Source organism: Cellulosimicrobium cellulans (genome assembly GCF_006539945.1).
Classification (GTDB): Bacteria; Actinomycetota; Actinomycetes; order Actinomycetales; family Cellulomonadaceae; genus Cellulosimicrobium; species Cellulosimicrobium cellulans.
This window is the reverse complement of the sequence record NZ_BJNZ01000001.1, coordinates 66,681-84,494: the sequence shown is the minus strand read 5'-3', so window position 1 is coordinate 84,494 and position 17,814 is coordinate 66,681. Positions and strand designations below refer to the sequence as shown.

The 17,814-nt window shown below is 74.3% G+C and carries 18 protein-coding genes and 1 riboswitch; of the genes, 8 read left to right on the top strand and 10 right to left on the bottom strand.

Going from position 1 to position 17,814, the window contains the following annotated elements; genetic code table 11:
• The first annotated feature begins 130 nt into the window (after positions 1-130).
• Positions 131-736, top strand: coding sequence for a flavodoxin family protein (locus CCE02nite_RS00330; RefSeq protein WP_141387084.1), 606 nt, complete (start codon positions 131-133; stop codon positions 734-736).
• A 10-nt stretch (positions 737-746) separates the two neighbouring features.
• Here the strand turns inward: CCE02nite_RS00330 and CCE02nite_RS00325 are convergent, their stop codons facing one another.
• From CCE02nite_RS00325 to CCE02nite_RS00300, 6 genes are all read right to left on the bottom strand, one after another.
• On the bottom strand, positions 747-1,067 hold the full coding sequence (locus CCE02nite_RS00325; RefSeq protein WP_141387082.1) for an ArsR/SmtB family transcription factor: 321 nt from the start codon (positions 1,065-1,067) through the stop codon (positions 747-749).
• Complete coding sequence (locus CCE02nite_RS00320; RefSeq protein WP_141387080.1) at positions 1,064-1,549, bottom strand: SRPBCC domain-containing protein; 486 nt, start codon at positions 1,547-1,549, stop codon at positions 1,064-1,066. The genes CCE02nite_RS00325 and CCE02nite_RS00320 overlap by 4 nt, the downstream gene beginning before the upstream one ends.
• 105 nt (positions 1,550-1,654) lie before the next feature.
• On the bottom strand, positions 1,655-2,032 hold the full coding sequence (locus CCE02nite_RS00315; protein WP_218026985.1) for a fluoride efflux transporter FluC: 378 nt from the start codon (positions 2,030-2,032) through the stop codon (positions 1,655-1,657).
• Positions 2,029-2,466 carry a FluC/FEX family fluoride channel gene (locus CCE02nite_RS00310; RefSeq protein ID WP_141387078.1) on the bottom strand — a complete coding sequence of 146 codons (438 nt, stop codon included), beginning with the start codon at positions 2,464-2,466 and terminating at the stop codon, positions 2,029-2,031. Before CCE02nite_RS00310 ends, CCE02nite_RS00315 begins: the two co-directional genes overlap by 4 nt.
• Positions 2,463-3,011 (bottom strand): universal stress protein, encoded by a 549-nt coding sequence (locus tag CCE02nite_RS00305; RefSeq protein ID WP_141387076.1) that lies wholly within the window; start codon positions 3,009-3,011, stop codon positions 2,463-2,465. The genes CCE02nite_RS00310 and CCE02nite_RS00305 overlap by 4 nt, the downstream gene beginning before the upstream one ends.
• Before the next feature lie 42 nt (positions 3,012-3,053).
• A riboswitch (Fluoride riboswitch) is annotated at positions 3,054-3,128 on the bottom strand.
• A 24-nt stretch (positions 3,129-3,152) separates the two neighbouring features.
• On the bottom strand, positions 3,153-4,457 hold the full coding sequence (locus CCE02nite_RS00300) for a hypothetical protein (RefSeq protein ID WP_141387074.1): 1,305 nt from the start codon (positions 4,455-4,457) through the stop codon (positions 3,153-3,155).
• 90 nt (positions 4,458-4,547) lie between these two features.
• Between CCE02nite_RS00300 and CCE02nite_RS00295 the strand changes: the two genes are divergently transcribed.
• A complete protein-coding gene (locus CCE02nite_RS00295; protein WP_141387072.1) occupies positions 4,548-5,822 on the top strand; it encodes a glycosyltransferase in 1,275 nt (424 codons plus the stop codon).
• Positions 5,823-6,021: 199 nt separating this feature from the next.
• Positions 6,022-6,459: a hypothetical protein gene (locus CCE02nite_RS00290; protein ID WP_141387070.1), complete on the top strand. Its 438-nt coding sequence runs from the start codon at positions 6,022-6,024 to the stop codon at positions 6,457-6,459.
• A gap of 28 nt (positions 6,460-6,487) precedes the next feature.
• Here the strand turns inward: CCE02nite_RS00290 and CCE02nite_RS00285 are convergent, their stop codons facing one another.
• Positions 6,488-7,144 (bottom strand): GntR family transcriptional regulator, encoded by a 657-nt coding sequence (locus CCE02nite_RS00285; RefSeq protein ID WP_218026984.1) that lies wholly within the window; start codon positions 7,142-7,144, stop codon positions 6,488-6,490.
• 144 nt (positions 7,145-7,288) lie between these two features.
• Between CCE02nite_RS00285 and CCE02nite_RS20830 the strand changes: the two genes are divergently transcribed.
• Entirely contained in the window at positions 7,289-8,401 is a 1,113-nt protein-coding gene (locus CCE02nite_RS20830) for a 3-keto-disaccharide hydrolase (RefSeq protein WP_255318543.1), read from the top strand.
• A gap of 36 nt (positions 8,402-8,437) precedes the next feature.
• On the opposite strand, the gene CCE02nite_RS00275 is transcribed toward CCE02nite_RS20830, so the two are convergent.
• The 3 genes from CCE02nite_RS00275 to CCE02nite_RS00265 all read right to left on the bottom strand — a co-directional run bounded on the left by CCE02nite_RS00275 (position 8,438) and on the right by CCE02nite_RS00265 (position 13,343).
• Positions 8,438-9,031, bottom strand: a complete 594-nt coding sequence (locus CCE02nite_RS00275; RefSeq protein ID WP_141387068.1) for a hypothetical protein — start codon at positions 9,029-9,031, stop codon at positions 8,438-8,440.
• A gap of 110 nt (positions 9,032-9,141) precedes the next feature.
• Positions 9,142-12,573: a GH36-type glycosyl hydrolase domain-containing protein gene (locus tag CCE02nite_RS00270; RefSeq protein WP_141387066.1), complete on the bottom strand. Its 3,432-nt coding sequence runs from the start codon at positions 12,571-12,573 to the stop codon at positions 9,142-9,144.
• Positions 12,570-13,343, bottom strand: a complete 774-nt coding sequence (locus CCE02nite_RS00265; protein ID WP_141387064.1) for a TetR/AcrR family transcriptional regulator — start codon at positions 13,341-13,343, stop codon at positions 12,570-12,572. Before CCE02nite_RS00265 ends, CCE02nite_RS00270 begins: the two co-directional genes overlap by 4 nt.
• A gap of 139 nt (positions 13,344-13,482) precedes the next feature.
• Here CCE02nite_RS00265 and CCE02nite_RS00260 point away from each other — a divergent pair, with 139 nt between their 5' ends.
• Genes CCE02nite_RS00260 through CCE02nite_RS00245 form a run of 4 tightly spaced genes read left to right on the top strand, consistent with a single transcriptional unit; the run spans position 13,483 to position 17,799 of the window.
• Positions 13,483-14,772 carry an extracellular solute-binding protein gene (locus CCE02nite_RS00260; protein WP_141387062.1) on the top strand — a complete coding sequence of 430 codons (1,290 nt, stop codon included), beginning with the start codon at positions 13,483-13,485 and terminating at the stop codon, positions 14,770-14,772.
• Between the two features lie 15 nt (positions 14,773-14,787).
• The gene (locus CCE02nite_RS00255; protein ID WP_047230920.1) at positions 14,788-15,711 is read left to right on the top strand and encodes a carbohydrate ABC transporter permease; all 924 of its coding nucleotides are present in this window, start codon (positions 14,788-14,790) and stop codon (positions 15,709-15,711) included.
• 1 nt (position 15,712) lies between these two features.
• Positions 15,713-16,606: a carbohydrate ABC transporter permease gene (locus CCE02nite_RS00250; RefSeq protein WP_141387060.1), complete on the top strand. Its 894-nt coding sequence runs from the start codon at positions 15,713-15,715 to the stop codon at positions 16,604-16,606.
• Between the two features lie 23 nt (positions 16,607-16,629).
• The gene (locus tag CCE02nite_RS00245) at positions 16,630-17,799 is read left to right on the top strand and encodes a glycoside hydrolase family 1 protein (protein ID WP_308463671.1); all 1,170 of its coding nucleotides are present in this window, start codon (positions 16,630-16,632) and stop codon (positions 17,797-17,799) included.
• The last annotated feature ends 15 nt before the right edge of the window (positions 17,800-17,814 follow it).

Sequence of the window (17,814 nt, the reverse complement as noted above, 5' to 3'; positions counted from 1 at the left end):
CGCCGCTCGGCGCGTTGCGAGCGGGTCGCCGCCCCGTGACGCTGGACGGGACGGTGGAGCCACCCGCCGTCGGCCGCCCGGGCGGAGGCACGAGAGCACCGTCGCCGCGTCCGGCGACACGGGAGGACCCATGAAGGCGCTGTTCGTGAGCTGCACGCTCAAGAAGTCCCCGGAACCGTCCAACACCGAGGCGCTCGGGCGCGTGGTCGCCGAGGCGCTCCAGGACCGCGGGGTCGAGGTCGAGCACGTCCGGCTCGTCGACCTCGACGTCCCACCGGGCGTCGTCACCGACGCGGGCGAGGGCGACGAGTGGCCGCGCGTGCACGAGCGGCTGCTCGACGCGCAGATCCTCGTGGTGCTCACGCCGACGTGGCTCGGGCGCCCGTCGTCGCTCGCGCAGCGCATGCTCGAGCGCATGGACGCGATGATCTCCGAGGACGGCCCCGACGGCGTCCCCGTCGCCTACAACCGGGTGGCGGGCGTGGTGGTCACGGGCAACGAGGACGGCGCGCACCACGTCATCTCGGAGGTCAGCGGCGCGCTCGCCGACATCGGGTACACGATCCCCGGCCAGGCGTGGACCTACTGGAACCAGGGCCCCGGCCCGGGCCCCGACTACGTCCAGACCGGGCACGGCCACGAGTGGGCGCGGGAGACGGGGCGCCTCATGGCGCACAACCTGCACGCCGTCGCGGCGGCGCTCGAGGCGCACCCCGTCCGCGCTCCCGGATCCTGACCGACGACCGCTACGACTCCGCGATGCGCTTGATCGCCGCGAGCCGGCGGTCCCAGGCCGCGCCGATGGCCTCGAGCGCACGCGCGGTCTCCTCCAGCCTGGCGCCGACCGCGCGGTAGCGGATCTCGCGGCCCACGCGGAGCGGCTCGACGAGGCCCACCTCCGCGAGCACCCCCAGGTGCTTCGCGATGGCCTGGCGGCTCACCGGCAGGCGCTCGGCGAGCGCGGACGCCGAGAGGTCCGCGCTGCCGAGCTCCTGGAGGATCCGCCACCGGGTGTCGTCCGCGAGGGCCGAGAACACGGGAGCGAGCTCCGCCGCGGGTGCGGTCACGCGCGACCTCCCTCGGCCGCGAGCGCCCCCTCGAGCAGCTCGACGAGCTCGTCGAGCTCGCTCGTCCAGCCCTGCTGGTGGCTCTCGAGCAGGCCGTCCGGGTCCGCGACGAGGTCGAACCCGGTCTCGACGACGCGCAGGACGGTCGTCGGCCCCTGGGGCTCGAGCGTGAAGCGCGCGACGGTCGAGGTGGTCTCGTCCATGACCTGCCCCACCGGGGTCCCCCACCGGAAGGCGAACGCCGTCGTGGGGTCGTACTCCTCGATGCGCACCTGGACGTCGGGCGCGTCCGGCCAGCTGAACACGCCCTCGCCGCCGACGCGCAGGTCCGGCAGCTCGGTCCGTTGGCCGAACCAGCCGCTGATGAGGTCCTCCTGGGTGAGCGCCGCCCAGACGCGTGCCGCCGGGGCGTCGATGGTCACGGTCCGGGACACGGTGTACGACTCGCGGTCGACGACGGCCGGCTCGTTGGTGGTGGTCATGGTGCTTCCTCTCCGCTGGGAAGAACGACTGTCTGCAACTTCAGAGTTGCATATGGCACCGGTCCGCACAACCCTTCAGTTGCGTCGTGTCGATGGTGCGCCCGCTCACGCGCTCCCGGCCGCGATCCCCGCCGCCGCGGCCGCCAGGCACACGACGAGCATCCCGAGCGCGTGCACCAGCGCGACGGCGCCGCGGCCGGCGAGCAGCAGGCGCGCGCCCTCGACCGACGCCGTCGAGAACGTCGAGTAGCCACCCAGGAAGCCGACCCCGAGCACCGCCGCGACATCTCCGTTCCCCGGGTGCGTCGCACCCCAGCCCGTGAGCAGCCCCAGCAGGAAGCACGCGGTGACGTTCACGACGACCGTGCCGAGCGGCGTCGACCACCGGTTGTGCCGGGCCACGAGCGTGTCCAGCAGGAACCGCGACGCCGCGCCGAGCCCGCCGGCGAGGGCGACGAGCGCCAGCTCGGGGACGCCCGTCACCGCGCCGCACCGCCCCGGACGACCAGCCGCCGTCGAGCCGCGGCGGCGAGCGCGATCCCGGCCATCGCCGCCGCGACGCCGAGCACGACGCTCCCCAGCGCGTACGTGGCGCCGAGAGCGGCGTGACCCCCGCTCGCCAGCCGCTCGACCTCGACCGCGAAGGTCGAGTAGGTCGTGAACCCGCCGAGCACGCCCGTCCCGCAGCCGAGCCGCACGCCTCGCCGCCACCCGGCGTCGGGACCCGAGCGGAGCAACGTCTCGAGGAGCGCGCCGAGCACGAACGACCCGGCGAGGTTGATCCAGAACGTCGTCCACGGCCACGACCCGGGCGCAGGAGCGAACGCCTGCTCGAGCAGCGCGCGCGCCGTCGTGCCGACCGCTCCCCCCAGCGCGACGAGCCCCGCGAGCGCGAGGAGCGGGGTCCGTCGTCTCACCTCTCCCACGGCGTGCGGAGCTCCTTCCAGTCCACGACCGCGAGCGGGACCGTGAGCACCGGCCGGTGCTGGTGGTGCGCCAGGTGCGCGGCGACGGACCCCTCGACGAGCTCGCGCAGGTGCGCCGTGGACCCGGGCGCGCGCGTCCCGACGACGATCAGCGCGGCGTCGACCGCCCGCGCGAGGTGCGTCAGCGCGCGGTCGGGACGCCCGGCGAGGTAGCGCAGCTCCCACGCGACGCCCGTCCCCCGCAGCCCGTGCTCGACCTCGGCCCGCAGCCGGGCCTCGACGTCCTCCCAGGAGTCGTCGGCCGAGTCCGGGTCGAGCGGCGCGTGCGTCACCGAGCCGTCGGGGTGCTCCTCGACGACGTGGCGGGAGGTGTCGGCGAACGCGGCGACCACACGGGACCCGGCGGCACCCGCCCAGGCCGCGGCCGTCCGGACGACCAGCGGGTCGCCGCCCGGCACGACGCCCACGACCACGGGGTGCCCGGCGAACGGGACCATGCGGTCGAGCGCGGGCTGGGGCACGGGTCTGGCTCTCATGCGGACCTCTTCCCGCGGGCAGCACCCTGCCCGCCGACGTGCGACGAGACAGGAACCATCAGCCCTGGCGGCGGTTCGGGCGGCTATGCCCCGGCGGGATCCATCACCGCCCCCAGGGTACCCAGCCCGACCGGCGACCGCTCAGCCGGCCTTCGTGTCCAGCCACTTCTTCTCGTCGAACGACTTCGCGAGCTCGTGGTCCGTGATGACGAACCCGACGGCCTGCGCGACGGGCAGGATCTGGTCGCGCTCCAGCCCGTCGTCGATGCCGAGCCGGTACAGCATGACGACGGTCCCGGTGTTGAGCATGACCGCCGGCGAGTCCCCGTCGTCGAGCAGCGCGTACGTGCCCTGGAACCCCGGCTGCGGCACCGCGGCGGCGAGGGTCGGGTGCGCGGGTCCCGTGGTGTCGGCGATCGGGTCACCCTCCGGCGCGTCGTTGAAGGCGGCAGCCGCGCGCTCGGCCTCCTCCTCCGACCCGACGTCCACCAGGACCAGGTCGAGCGCGAGGGTCGGGCCGTCGTCCGACACGACGCGGGCCTCGAACCCGGCCTGGCACGAGCCCGCGAGCGCCTCGATCGCAGGGATCGCGGGCAGGTCGTCGCACGCGAAGTCGCGGCGGGCCACGAGCGCGATGCGGTCCTCGTTGACCAGGTAGTCGTTGTCGGAGAAGTAGTCCCACGACATCGGCGCGAGCGCCGGGCCCGACTCGGGGTCCATCTCCGCCCCCGCACGGTACTGCTGCTCGAGCCACGGCTCGTCGTCCGTGACGTCGGTGTCCACGGGCTCCTCGGTCGGCTCGGGCTCCTCGGTCGCCTCCGGCCCCACCGGTGCGTCCGTCGCGGGCGCCTGCTCGGCGGTCGTCGGCTCCGGGGCGGGCGGGGCGTCGTCGCGCACCGCGAGCCACACGCCGAGGCCGCCGGCGACCACGACGAACGCGCCCACGCCCGCGAGGACGGGCACGAGCCACTTCCGCGACCCGCGGCCGGGGGGCGTCGCGTACGGGGAGAAGCCGTAGGGGTCCGACGGCGGGGCGGGCGGCCCCGGCACGACCGTCGCGTCGTCCGGCGCGCCGTAGGCGGGGCCGGACGCGTACGGAGCCGGCGGGGTGCCGTACGGGGCGCCGGGCACGGGCGGGCCCGCGGGGGCACCGGGCGGCGGGGGCGGTGGCGCGTAGCCGGGCGCCGTCCCCGCAGGCGGCCAGGTCGCCCCGGTGTCCGCGGGCGGGAGCGTCGCGTGCGGGTCGCCGGGCCGGCCAGGGCCCCGGCGACCTCCCGTGCCGTACGGGTCGGTGTCGTACGGCGCCTGCGCGTGCGGGCTCGGGTAGCCCGGCGCCGGGGCACCCGAAGCGCCCGGGCTCGCCCCGCCGTCCTCCCCGTACCGTCGCGGCGGCCGCATGACGGTGTGGTCGTCGACCGGCTCGTACGGGTCGGTGGGGTGGGACATCGGGCGGGTCCTCTCGTCGCGGGCGGCTCGTGCAGGGTAGCCGGTCACCGCTCGCGGGCCGAGACACCGACGAGGGGTCATGCTTGCCCCATGGCCTCGATCCTGCTGACAGCGATGCCGTTCGCCGGGCACGCCCGGCCGATCCGGGCGGTCGCCGCCGAGCTCGTCCGCCGCGGCCACGGCGTCCGCGTCTACACCGGCAGGTCGTACGTCGCGATGTTCGACGACGTCGGAGCTCGCGGCGTCCCCTGGGTCGCAGCGCCCGACTTCGACGAGCGCGACCTTGCCGCGACCTTCCCGCGCCTCCAGGACCGCAAGGGGTTCCGGCAGGTGCTCCACAACCTCGAGGACCTCTTTCTCGGGACCGCGCCCGCGCAGGCCGAGGACCTCCTCGCGCTGCACGACGACGAACCCTGGGACCTGCTCGCGGGCGACCCGATGGCGCTCGGGACCCGGTTCGCGGCCGAGCGGCTCCGGTCGCCGTGGGCGACGGTCTCGCCGATCGCGGTCTGGCTGCCCGGCAAGGGCATCCCGCCGACGGGCCTCGGGCTCACCCCGGGCGTCGGCGTCGTCGGCAGGGCGCGCGACGCGGTGCTCGGCGCCGTCTCGGGGGCGGGCACCGCCGCGCTGACCCGGCGCTACCAGCGCACGCGACGGTCGGCCGGGCTCGCGCCGGACACCGCGACCTTCGCGACGATGTGGTACTCGCCGTTCCTCGTCGCCGCGGCCGGTTCGCCCGGCCTCGACTACCCGCGCGACGACCTGCCCCCGCACATCCGCTTCGTCGGCGACCTCACCGACGACGGGACGGCGCCGGCCCCGGGCTCGCTCCCGCCGTGGTGGGACGACGTCGTCCACGCCGGCGCGCCCGTCGTCCACGTCACGCAGGGCACCGCGAACGTCGACCCGCGCGACCTGATCCTGCCCACGCTCGAGGCGCTCGCCGACCAGGACGTGCTCGTCGTCGTCGGGCTGGGCCACCGGACCGAGCCGTTGCCCGGACCGCTGCCCGCGAACGCCCGCGTCGCGCCGATGGTCCCCTACCCCGAGCTCCTGCCCCGGACCTCGGTGATGATCACGAACGGCGGCTACGGCGGCGTCCTCCAGGCGCTGCGGCACGACGTCCCGCTCGTGGTCGCGGGCGGGGACCTCGACAAGCCGGAGGTCGCGGCGCGCGTCGGCTGGCACGGCGCCGGCGTGAACCTGCGCACCGGGACGCCGCGGCCCGAGGCGGTCAGGGACGCCTGCCGCGAGGTCGCCACCGACCCGGCCTACCGTGCTGCGGCCGCCCGCCTCGGGAGCGAGCTGCGGTCGCTGGGTGGCGCACGAGCCGCTGCGGATCTCCTGGAGGAACGCCTGGGGTAGCCGGACGGGCGGACCCCCCCCGGCGACCGGCAGCCGCGGCGGCGCGGTGTGACGTGCCCGACGGGCGATCTCCTCCTCAGGGTGGACACGTCAGCGGCGCGGGCCGCGTACGCTGCGGGTGGGTCACCGGACGACGGCAGGGGGGACAACCGCTCGACCGCCGAGTGACCGGACCGCCGTCCGACCCGCACCAGCGCTCATGAACACACTCACCTGGACTGCCGAAGACGACGCGACCTGGCGCGCCCGCAGCGCGTCGCGCGAGTACGTGATCCGGCGCGACGACGCCGACGGCTGGACGCTCGACGGGCCGGGACGCACCTGGGTCGCGCTGCCGAACCTCGAGGTCGCCAAGGAGGTCGCCGCGCTCGCCGACGACGTCCACCACGACGACGACAGCATGACCCGCTACCGCGTGGTCACCGTCACCGGCGCACGCCGCGGCGAGCCGTTCGGCGCGGACAGCGACGAGGACGCGATCGACGTGCTCCGCGCTCGCCGCCGTGCGGGCAACCTCCCGCTCGCGCCGTTCCGGCTCGAGACGAGCGACGGGCGGCTGGTCGGGTCGTGGCAGAAGGCGACCGAGCTCCCCGCCCGGCCGGCCACGTCGCACGACGGGACAGCCGGCCCCGTCTGAGCCCCGGCACGGCCCCGACGAGGCCGGGTCAGCCCTCCGAGCGCAGGGCCGCGACGTGCGCGGCGCGCTGGCGCCGGCTGCTGTCGACGTGCGCCTCCGCCAGGGCGGCCGCACGCTCGCCGTCCCGCGACGCGACCGCCTCGAACAGCGCCGCGTGCTCCTCGGTCACGTGCGCGAGGTCGTCGTGCTGCGACAGCGCCCAGCGCACGCGGCTGCGGATGCCCTGCATCATGTCCCGCAGGAGCTGGTTGTCGGCGAGCTCGGTCACGATCTCGTGGAAGTCGGCCGCCGACCGGCGCGACCCGACGCTGTCGGCTGTCCGAGCACCCTCCTGCTCGCTCGCGAGCGCGCTCCGCAGCCGCTCCAGGCCCTCCGGGCCGTGGCGCTCGGCCGCGAGGCGGAACGCGAGCGGCTCCAGCACCTCGCGGACCTCGTCGAGGTCCGCGAGGTCTGCGTCGGAGAACTCGCGCACCACGGCCCACGTGTGCGGCCGCAGCACGACGAGCCCCTCCCCCTCGAGCGCCTTGAGCGCGTCGCGCACGGGGATGCGGCTCACGCCGAAGTCGGCCGCCAGGTCCCGCTCGACCAGCCGGGACCCCGGTCGTCGCACCCCGTCGAGGATCTCGTCGCGCAGCGTCGCCGCGACCCGGGCGGACTCCAGCACTCGCTCCTCGGCTCCGGACACCGGTCGATTCTCCCACCGCGCCCGACGCGCGCACGCGGGTGCGGACGTCCCGCGGCCCCGGCTGCACGCTCGCTCCCCGTGCCGTGGAGAGCGCCCGGCATCCGTGCGAGGGTGGAGGGACACGCGTCGAACGAGGGAGTTCCGATGTCGAGCACCACCCGTCCCCCCGTCCTCCGCCGGGCGCACCGCGCCCGCCTCGCGGGAGCGGCCGCGCTCGCCGTCGGGGTCGCGCTCGCGGCGCCGGCCGCGGCGGTCGTGCCCACGGCACCGGAGACCACGGCACCCGGGGCCCCGACGGCCGTGGCGCCCGGCGAGGAGTACGACGTGATCTTCGACGGCACCGCCGAGTCCTTCGACGCGTGGGAGTACGCCGGCGACGGCGGGTTCGACCTGCTCGACGACGGCACGATCCGCTCCCGGGCGGGCGCGGGCGGCGGGTTCGGCACCCTCTGGTACCCGGTCCGGCAGTACGGCGACTTCTCGCTCGTCGTGCAGCTCCGCGACGACGCCCCCGGGGACGCGCGCGCCAACAGCGGCGTGCAGGTCCGGTTCCCCGACCTGTCCGGCCCCGTCGAGGGTTGCCCGACGACGTTCAACGGCAACGAGACGGGCAACCTCTCGTGGATCGCGGTCAACTGCGGGCACGAGATCCAGGTCAACGACTCCCCCGAGGGCGGGTCGAACGACCCGCGCAAGACCGGCTCGGTCTACGGCTTCGCGGACATCGGCCTCGACCGCGCGCGCCCCACCGCCAAGGGCACGTGGAACGAGCTGGAGGTGCGCGTCGTCGGGCAGCACTACACGGTGATCCGGGACGGGGTCGTCATCAACGAGTACGAGAACCTCCCCGGCGTCCCGTTCCCCGACCGCCCGCTCGACCCGGGCTCGAGCAGCCGCGGCCTCGTCGGGTACGTCGGTCTCCAGGCGCACGGGTCCGCGCCCGACGTCGTGTCCTACCGCGACGTGCGGGTCCGCGAGCTCCCGCCCGTCCACGTCGAGGTCGACGCGCGGTGCCTGGCAGGGACGGCGCACGTCGCCGTGCGCGCGCTGAACGTCGGCGAGGACGCGGTCGACCTCACGCTCGCCACGCCGGCGGGCGAGCGGTCCTTCGGCGGCGTCCAGCCGGGCCGCAACGCCTACCAGTCGTTCAGCACCCGGTCCGTGACGGCCGAGCCCGGCACGGCCACGCTGACGGTGGCGACCGAGGACGGCCCCGCCGTCGTCGAGACGCCGTACGCCGGGGTCGACTGCGCCTGACCGGCCGGGACGGGCGTGGCCGCCCCGGCTCGCCGGTCAGCCCGCGAGCTCCTGGAAGGTCCGGACGCCGCTGATCGCCCCCAGGATGAAGCCGAGAGCCGTGCACGCGATCGCGATCCCGAGCGCGATCTTCGCCGTCTTCTCGTTCCGGCGAGCCGCGATCGCGGAGAAGACGATCGCGAGCACGCCGAACACGATCGGCAGGAAGAACACCGCGATCGGGCTGAACACGTACGCGAGGATCGTGCGCCACGTCATCGGCTGCGGGCCGACGGGGGCGTACGCGCCGTAACCCGGCTGACCGCCGTAGCCGGGCTGACCGTACGGCGGGCCGTACGGCTGCTGGCCCTGGGGCGGGTACGGCGCCCCGTAGGGCTGCTGGCCCTGCGGCGGGTACGGCGTCGCGGGAGGAGCCTGCGGCGCCATCTGCCCGTACGCCGGCTGATGCTGCTCGGGCGGCGCGGGCTGGCCGTACGCGGGCTGACCCTGGCCGTACGGCGCCTGCTCGCCGTAGGGCCCGGGGGCGGCAGGCTGCCCGTAGGCGGGCTGCCCCTGCCCGTACGGCGGGGGCGCCTGCGGGGGCTGCTGGGCGTCGCCGCCCGGGTACTGCTGGTACGGAGGCTGGCTCACGGCGTGCTCCTTTATCGCGGGTGGCGCCGTCCCGACGGCGGCGTGGTCCGAAGGCTAGCGCCTCGGGCCGCCGCACGGGGCCACGCCCGGCGACGGCGGGATCTCGGGCCCTACGACCCCACGGGCACCGTGATCTCGACGAGCCCCGCGTCGCCGAGGTCGCGCGTCGCGACGACGACGCCGCGTTCGCGGTAGTCGCCCGCCCTCGGGGTCGTGGGGACGTCGCCGAGCGCGCCGAGGTCGGATCCCGCGCGCACCCGGACGCCCTGGCCGGGCTGGGCGATCCGGTAGACGACCCGGCGCGTCCGCCCGGCGAGCTCGAGGTCCACGGCGAGGCCGTCGGCCGCCGCGGGCAGCACGGGGTCGACGAGGAGCGTCCCGGGCTGCTCCGTGAGCCCGAGCACGCCCTGGACGAGCTGGCGCAGGTAGATGCCCGGCCCGCTGGAGTACACGCGCCAGCCGCCCCGCACGCCCACCGTGCCGTCGCGCAGCCGGTCGAAGTCGCGCGCGAAGCTCTGGCGGTCCGGGAAGTCGGCGTCGCTCGACGAGAAGTACGCGTTGCGCTGCCGGGGCGCGGCGTGCGCGAGGCGACGGCCGAGGTCGACCGGGCTGATGCGCAGCAGCTCGTCGAGCGCGCGGCCACGCCCCAGTGCCGCGAGCGCCTCGACGTAGCGGATGTGCGCGTGCACGTACATGAGCCCGATCTCGCGGCCGACGTTCGCCGCCTGCTCGGCCCGCAGGAACGTGTGCGGGATGCCCTCGTCGAACGCGGCGGGGTGGTCCATGAGGCGCACGCCGTCGGGGAAGTGGAGGTGCTCGACCACGAGGCGCTCGTGCTCCTCCGCCTCCTCGGGCGTGAGGATCCCCGCGATGATCGACTGCGTCATGGGGATGAGGCGGTACCGCATCCCGGAGACGGTCTCGGACGGGTGGATGACGAGCTCGTCGCCGTCGGCGCCGTGGCGCACGTACCCGGCCATGACGCCGTCGACGAGCGCGCGCTCGCGCAGGTCCGCGCGCACCTCGGCGGCCAGGGCCCCGGCGCGCGCCGAGAGCGCGGCGTGGTCGTCGCTGCCGGACGTGGTGCGGGCGAGCAGCTGGGCGGCCTGCACGAGCAGCGCGGACGTCCACGTGGACGCGAGGTCCGTGCGCATGCGCGGGTCGGCGGGCTGGAGCGTGTCGTCCCAGTCGCCCTCGCCGTACGCGGGCAGGGCGGTGCCGGGCAGGCGGTCGGCCTCGAGGTGGTCGAGCAGGCGCGCGACGTGGTCGCGCACGGTCGCCGCCGCGTCGGGCCCGGACGCGGCGGGGCGCCGGTGCGCGTGGTCCCAGAACGGGACCGGCTCGTCGAGCACCGCGAGGTCACCGCTCGCGTCGAGGTACTGCGCGAGCGCGAACAGCGGCCACACCACGACGTCGCCGTGCGAGGAGTCGTTGTAGCGCTCGCCGTACGCGTCGAACATGAACCACTGGGGGAACTCGCCCCCCGTGTGCTGGTGCGCGAGGACGCGCAGCACGATCGCCCGCGCCACGTCGTAGCGACCGCCCGCGAGCGCGAGCTCGAACGGTCCCTGGCACACGTCGCGCGTGCCCCACGCCGCGCCCGAGTACTGCTCCAGGCCGTGCGGGACGAGGAAGTGGATCAGGGCGTCGTGCGCGTACCAGGGCACGAGGAGGTCGAGCTCCTGCGTCTCGAGCGCCGCGTGCGGCGCGAACCGCAGTCCGCGCACGACCCCGCGGACGGTCGCGAGGTGGCGCGCGAGCGTCGCGTCGAGGTCGGCGAGCGGGTCGTGCGCCGGCGCGGCGAGCGCGAGCGCGGCGTCGGCCCCGTCCAGCGCGCCGGTGATCGCGAGCCGGAGCGCGCCGGTGTCGGTCGCGCTCGTGAGGCGGTGCGCGGTCCCGGTGGAGGCGCGCGCCGGGTCCTCGGGATCGAGCACGACGGGCGCGCTCGACGACACGACGTACCGCAGGTCCGGGTAGTGCGCGTCGACGTCGCCGCCCGGGACGGGGTGCACGACGACGGCCTCGCCGACGTCCGCCGTCGGGGCCACGTGCTCGGCGACCCAGCCGCCGGCCTCGTCGTCGAGCTCGAGCGTGGCGGTCACGTGGAGCGGCCGCTCGCAGCGCACGTCCACGTCGATGCGGTTCTCGCGGTCGTGCGCGACCGTCCGCACGTCGACGCGGCCGAGCGGCGTCTCGTAGACCCAGCGGACGCCGCCGACGTCGAGGACGAGCGCGGAGGGCAGCCCGAGCAGCTGCGGCCCGCGGCCGTCGTCGACGAGCACCCGCAGCCCGCTGCTGCGGAGCAGGTTGAGGTGGTGCCGGTGCACCGTCGCGAGGCGGTTGGCCGTGGTGTTGCCGAGCACGACGTGCGACGCGAAGACGCCCGGCGCGAACGCCGTCGTGGAGAGCACGTCGTCCGTCGGGAGCACGTCGTCGCCCGCCTTGAGCACGTGCCCGTGCGAGCGCTCGGTGACGGTGTCCTTGCGCGCGTCGACCACGTGCGTCCCGGCCGCGGTGAAGAACGAGAGGAGCGTGCCGTCGGCGTCGCGCTCGGGCAGCAGCACGTCGTCGGCGCCGAGCCCGACGGCGGCGAGCAGGTCGGCCTCGCCGAGCTCGTCGCCCGCGAGGAGCGGCGCGTCGCGCAGCACCGACGCGGTCCGCGGCAGCGGGGTGGTCGAGCGCTCGTCCGCCGCGGCGGCGACCGCGGCCGCCGCCCAGCCGGCCACCTCGTCGAGGTGTGCCGCGAGCGGTCCGGGCGCGTCGGGGTCCACGACGGTCACCGCGTGCACGCGGGCCGCGCCGCCCGACAGGTCGAGGGGCCGGGACACGAGGGTCGGCATCGCGTACTCGTACTGGAGCACCGCGGAGTCCACGGGCCCGAGCAGGCCGTGCGGGACGCCGTCGCGCCGCGACCGCGCCGTGAAGACCTGGAGCGCGTCCGTGAGGTGCGCGACCGCGCCCTCGACGAGGAACGCCACGGCGAGGGGGAGGCGCGGCTGCGCGGACATGGTCTGCCGGCTGACGAGCACGGTCCCCGCGTCGGGGTGCTCGAGCGCGCGGTGCAGCAGGTACTGGCACACGTACGGCTCGCTCGACAGCGCGGCCGCGGGCGGCGCGAGGGCGAGATCCTGGGCGTGCACGACGTCGTAGCGGACGTCCGCGGGCGTGCTCGCGCCCGCTGTGAGGTCGACGCGCCGGACGAGCGCGCGGCCGTCGAGCGTCAGCGCGACGCGCGTGGCGAGCCCGAGCGCCTCGCCCGACCACACGACGCGGTCGGTGCCGACCTCGACCGACGTCACCGCGGGCGACGACCCGGTGAGCCGGGCCACCTCGACCGTGCCGTCCGCGCGGGTCGCGCGCAGCAGGACGCCGCCGGGCATGCGGTCGTGCTCGCCCGGCAGGTACTGGTTGACGAGCAGGCCGTCCGTGCTGACGGCGCGCACGTCGCCCCCGGCGGTGAGCTCGACGGTCAGCTCGCCCGAGCTGAGCGTCGCGCCCGCGACGAGGGTCGTGCCTGCGGGGCTGGCGGCGGTGAGGGTCACGCGGTCTCCTGATCGGCGGTGCGGGGCTCGGGCGCTGCGGGCGGGGTGCCCTCGGGGCGCAGCAGCGCGAGGAACTGGTCGAAGAGGGCGACCATGTCGACGTTGTCGGGGTCCAGCAGCCACTGGAGCTGGAGGCCGTCCATGACGGCGGAGAAGAGCTGGCCGATCGCCTGCGGGTCGACCTCGGGGCGCAGCTCGCCGCGCGCGACCGCGTCCTGGAAGCGCGTGTCGTCCTGGTGGCGCAGGGCGCGGTAACGGTCGCGGACGACGTCGTGGGCCGGGTGGGCGGCGTCCGTCGCCTCGGCGGCGACGACCACGTGGAGCGAGACGAGACCCGGTGTCTCGGCGTTGCGCCGGACCTGGTCGCGGATGGTCGTGAGGAGGTCGGCGCCCGCGGCCTCGTCCTCGGTGCGCCGCACGAGGTCGCGCCGGTCGCGCTCCTCGAGCGTCGCGGTCAGGAGGCCGGCCTTGCTGCCGAAGTGGTGCAGGAGCCCGGCCTCGGAGATGCCGACGCGCGCCGCGATCTCGCGCAGCGAGCTGCCGCGGAACCCCTGCTCGCCGAACACCTCGACGGCCGTGCGCAGGATCTCGCGACGGCGCTGCTCGCCCCGGACGATGCGTCGGTCGGGCAGCCCTGCCGCCGTCGTGCCGCGGGTCGCGGTCGTCGTCCCTCGGTTAGCGGTCGGCGTCCCTCGGTTCGCGGTCGGCGTCGTGCGGCCCCCTGCCGTTCCCGTCGTGGCGCCGCCACCTGCGGAGTCGCTCTCGTTCATCACCGTCTCCCTCGCCAGTCTGTCGGCGCCAACGGTACGGCCTGGACGCCCCGGTTGAAAATACTAACCGAGCGCACGCTAAGGTAGTTTCCACAGCGGCTCACCAGGCGAGCCGACTGCTCGATGAGGAGGATTGCTCATGAAGCTCGGACGCAAGGCGGTCGCCATCGGCGTCGTCGGACTCCTGGCCCTGACCGCGTGCGGTCGCGCGGACGACGACTCGACAGGTGGCGAGACCGCCGCCGGGTCCACCACGACGGTCGACGACTCCCCCGCGGAGGGTGACATCACGATCTGGGCGATGGGCGAGGAGGGCGAGAAGCTGCCCGACTTCGTCCAGGGCTTCACGGAGGAGAACCCCGACGCGAACGTCGAGGTCACCACGATCCCGTGGGCCGACGTCATGACGAAGTTCCAGACCGCCGTCGCCGCGGGCACCGTGCCCGACGCGATCATGATCGGCTCGTCCTTCATGCCGACGATGGTCGCCACCGGCGGTCTCGCGCCCGTCCCGGACGGCCTCGTCGACAGCGCGGACTTCGTCGAGGGCGCCGCGGCCTCGACCGTCGCGGACGGCGTCGACTACGGCGTGCCGTGGTACGTCGAGACCCGCGTCCTGTACTACCGCTCCGACCTGGCCAAGGCTGCCGGGGTCGAGGCGCCGACGTCGTGGGAGGAGCTCACCGCGTTCGCCGAGGCGATGAAGGCCAACGGCTCGACCTACGGCCTCCAGCTCCCGATGGGCGACGCGGAGGACTCCACGCAGGTCATCCTGCCGTTCTACTCCCAGGCCGGCGGCTCGGTCCTCAACGAGGCGGGCGACGCGTTCGACCTCGACAACCAGGCGATGGTCGACGCGCTCGACTACTACGCGTCCTTCTTCACCGAGGGCCTGTCGCCGCTGTCCGGCTACGGCGACTCGCAGAACAGCGCGTTCGTCGACGGCTCCGACCCGGCCTTCATCTCCGGCCCGTGGATGGTCAACGTGCTCGCCGACCTGCAGGGCGAGGACTGGGTCGAGCAGAACGTCGCCACCGTCCCGGTGCCCGCGGGCTCCGCGAACAACGACTCGTACATCGGCGGCGCCCACCTCGGCGTGTTCGCCGAGGCCAAGAACGCCGACGGCGCCTGGAAGCTCGTGCGCTGGCTCGCCCAGCCCGAGACGCAGCAGGCCTGGTTCGACGCGACGAGCGACCTGCCCGCCCTCACCACCGCGTGGGACTACGAGCCGCTGACCTCCAACCCGCGCACCCAGGTGCTCCAGGAGCAGCTCGACAGCACGATCGCCCCGCCGACCGTCCCGAGCTGGGACGAGCTCTCGGCCACCATCGAGACCGAGGCCGAGAAGGTCGCCAACGGTCAGGTGACCTCCGAGGACGCGGCCAAGGCCATCCAGGCCAAGGCCGACACGCTCGGGCTCGGCTGGTAACAGGGCCCGTCAGTCATGACCACCACCACCGAGGGACGGCGCCGGCGTACGGCCGGCGCCGTCCACCGGCGACGGCAAGCGCTCGTCGCCTGGTTGTTCGCTCTCCCGTTCGTCGCGGTCTTCGCGGTCTTCATGCTCGGACCGCTGCTCGCGTCGTTCGGGATGTCGTTCTCGGACCTCACGATCCGTGACATCAAGACGCCGTTCGCGGTGAACTTCGTCGGGCTCGAGAACTTCACCGGCGTCTTCCAGGACGAGCTGTTCCGCAAGGCGCTGCTCAACACCTTCTACTTCGTCCTCGTCGGCATCCCGCTGACGATGGTGCTCGGGCTCGCGCTCGCCGTCGCGCTCAACTCGGGCATCGAGAAGTTCCGCAGCGTCTTCCGCGTCGGCTTCTACACGCCCGTCGTGACGTCGATCGTCGCCGTGGCGGTCGTCTGGCGGTTCATCCTCCAGGACTCCGGCCTCGTCAACACCGTGCTCGGCTGGGTCGGCATCGACGGCCCGGACTGGCTCAACGACAGCGCGACGGCGATGCCGTCGATCATCGTCATGGCGGCCTGGCGCAACATGGGCACCCTCATGATCATCTTCCTGGCCGGTCTCCAGGCGATCCCGCGCGACGTCTACGAGGCCGCCGAGGTCGACGGCGCCGGCTCGTGGCGCCGGTTCCGTTCGATCACGGTCCCGCTCATGCGCCCCACGCTGCTGCTCGGCGCGGTGCTGCTCTCGGTCGGCTTCCTCCAGGTGTTCGAGGAGCCGTTCGTCATGACCAAGGGCGGCCCGGTCAACTCGACGCTGACCATCAGCTACTACGTCTACAACCAGTTCGGGTACGGCAACTACGCGTTCGCCTCCGCAGCCGCGTACGTGCTCTTCGCGCTGATCGCCGCCCTGGCCGCCGTCCAGTTCCGCCTGCTGCGGTCGAAGGAGGATTGACATGACCGTCACGTCCTCGCGGACCACCTCCGCGACGTCGGCGCCGGAGGGCGCGCCCCGCCGTCGACCGCGGCGCCCGATCCGCTGGTCGCGCGGCGCCACCTACACGGCGCTCGTCGTCGGGTTGCTCCTGACCCTCATGCCGTTCATCTGGATGGCCCTCGGCAGCTTCAAGACGCAGGGCGAGCTCCTCCAGCGCCCCATCACGTGGTGGCCGCAGAACCCCACGCTCGACAACTACGAACGGTGGCTGTCCCAGCTCAACTACGGGCAGTACTTCACCAACTCGATCGTCGTCGCGGTCGCCGTGGTGCTCGGCAACATCGTGTTCTGCTCGATGGTCGGCTACGCCCTGGCGAAGATGAGCTTCCCCGGCAAGCGGGTGCTGTTCACGCTCGTCATGCTCACGCTCATGGTCCCGGGCGTCGTCACGCTCGTGCCGATGTTCGTGCTCGTGTCCAACATGGGGCTCGTCAACACCTACCCGGCGCTCATCCTGCCGTTCCTGGCCGGACCGCTCGGCGTGTTCCTCATGCGACAGTTCATGCTCGGCATCCCGGACGCGCTCATCGAGGCCGCCCGGATCGACGGCGCCGGCGAGTTCCGCGTCTTCTTCCGGATCGTGCTGCCCCAGTGCGGCCCGCCGCTCGCGACGCTGAGCATCCTCACGTTCCTCGGGTCGTGGAACAACTTCCTGTGGCCCCTGGTCGTCGCGCAGACCGAGAACATGTACACCCTCCCGGTCGCGCTCTCGCTGTACTCGGTCGGCTCGAACGGCACCTACTACGGCCTGCTCATGGCCGGGTCCGTGCTCGTCGTGACGCCGATCCTCATCCTGTTCCTGTTCCTGCAGCGCTACTTCGTGCAGGGCATCGCCATGACCGGCATCAAGTGACCGGCGACCGACGAGGAGAGCCCGTGTCGATCACCTTCCCCGAGTCCTTCCTCTGGGGCGCCTCGACGGCGGCCCACCAGATCGAGGGCAACAACGTCAACAGCGACTGGTGGGCGCGCGAGGTCGACCCGGCCTCGACGCTCGCGGAGCCGTCGGGCGACGCCGCCGACTCCTACCACCGGTACGCCGAGGACATCCGGCTGCTCGCCGAGTCCGGGCTCACCGCGTACCGGTTCTCGATCGAGTGGGCGCGCATCGAGCCGGCCGAGGGCAGGTTCTCGCGCGCCGAGCTCGACCACTACCGGCGCATGGTCGACTGCTGCCTCGAGCACGGGGTCACCCCACTGGTCACGCTGCATCACTTCACGTCGCCGCGGTGGTTCGCGGAGGACGGCGGCTGGACCGACCCGCGGTCGGTCGAGCGGTTCGCGCGGTACGTCGAGCACGTGCTGCCGCTGCTCGACCGCGCGTCGCACGTGTTCACCATCAACGAGCCGAACATCCTCGCGATGATGATCACGGCCGCCAAGGGCGCCGAGCAGCTCCAGGCCGGCACCATGCACGCGCCCGACCCGGTCGCGACCGAGCACCTCATCGCCGCGCACCGCCGGGCCGTCGAGCTCGTGCGGACCGTCGGGGTGCCCGTCGGGTGGCCCGTCGCGCCGCAGCAGTTCTTCGCCGACCCTGGCGCCGAGGAGGTCCTGCGCGAGTACGCCTACCCGCGCGAGACGGTCTTCCTCGAAGCCGCGAAGGGCGACGACTTCGTCGCCGTCCAGGCCTACACGCGCACGCGCATCACCGTCGACGGCCCGCTCCCGGCGCCGGAGGACTCCGAGACGACGCTCACCGGCTGGGAGTACTACCCGCCCGCCATCGCCGAGGCCGCGCGCCTGGGGCACGAGATCACCGGCCTGCCGGTCCTCGTCTCCGAGAACGGCATCGCGACGGCGGACGACGCGCGCCGCATCGACTACACGCGCGTCGCCCTGCGCGCGCTGCACGCCGAGATGGAGGCGGGCCTCCCGCTGTTCGGCTACCTGCACTGGTCGCTGCTCGACAACTACGAGTGGGGCTCCTTCGCCCCCACCTTCGGGCTCGTCGCCTGGGACCCGGAGACCTTCGAGCGCACGCCCAAGCCCAGCCTCGCCTGGCTGGGCGGCGTCGCACGCGGCACGGTCTCGCTCGACGACTGATCTCGCGCGCGTCGC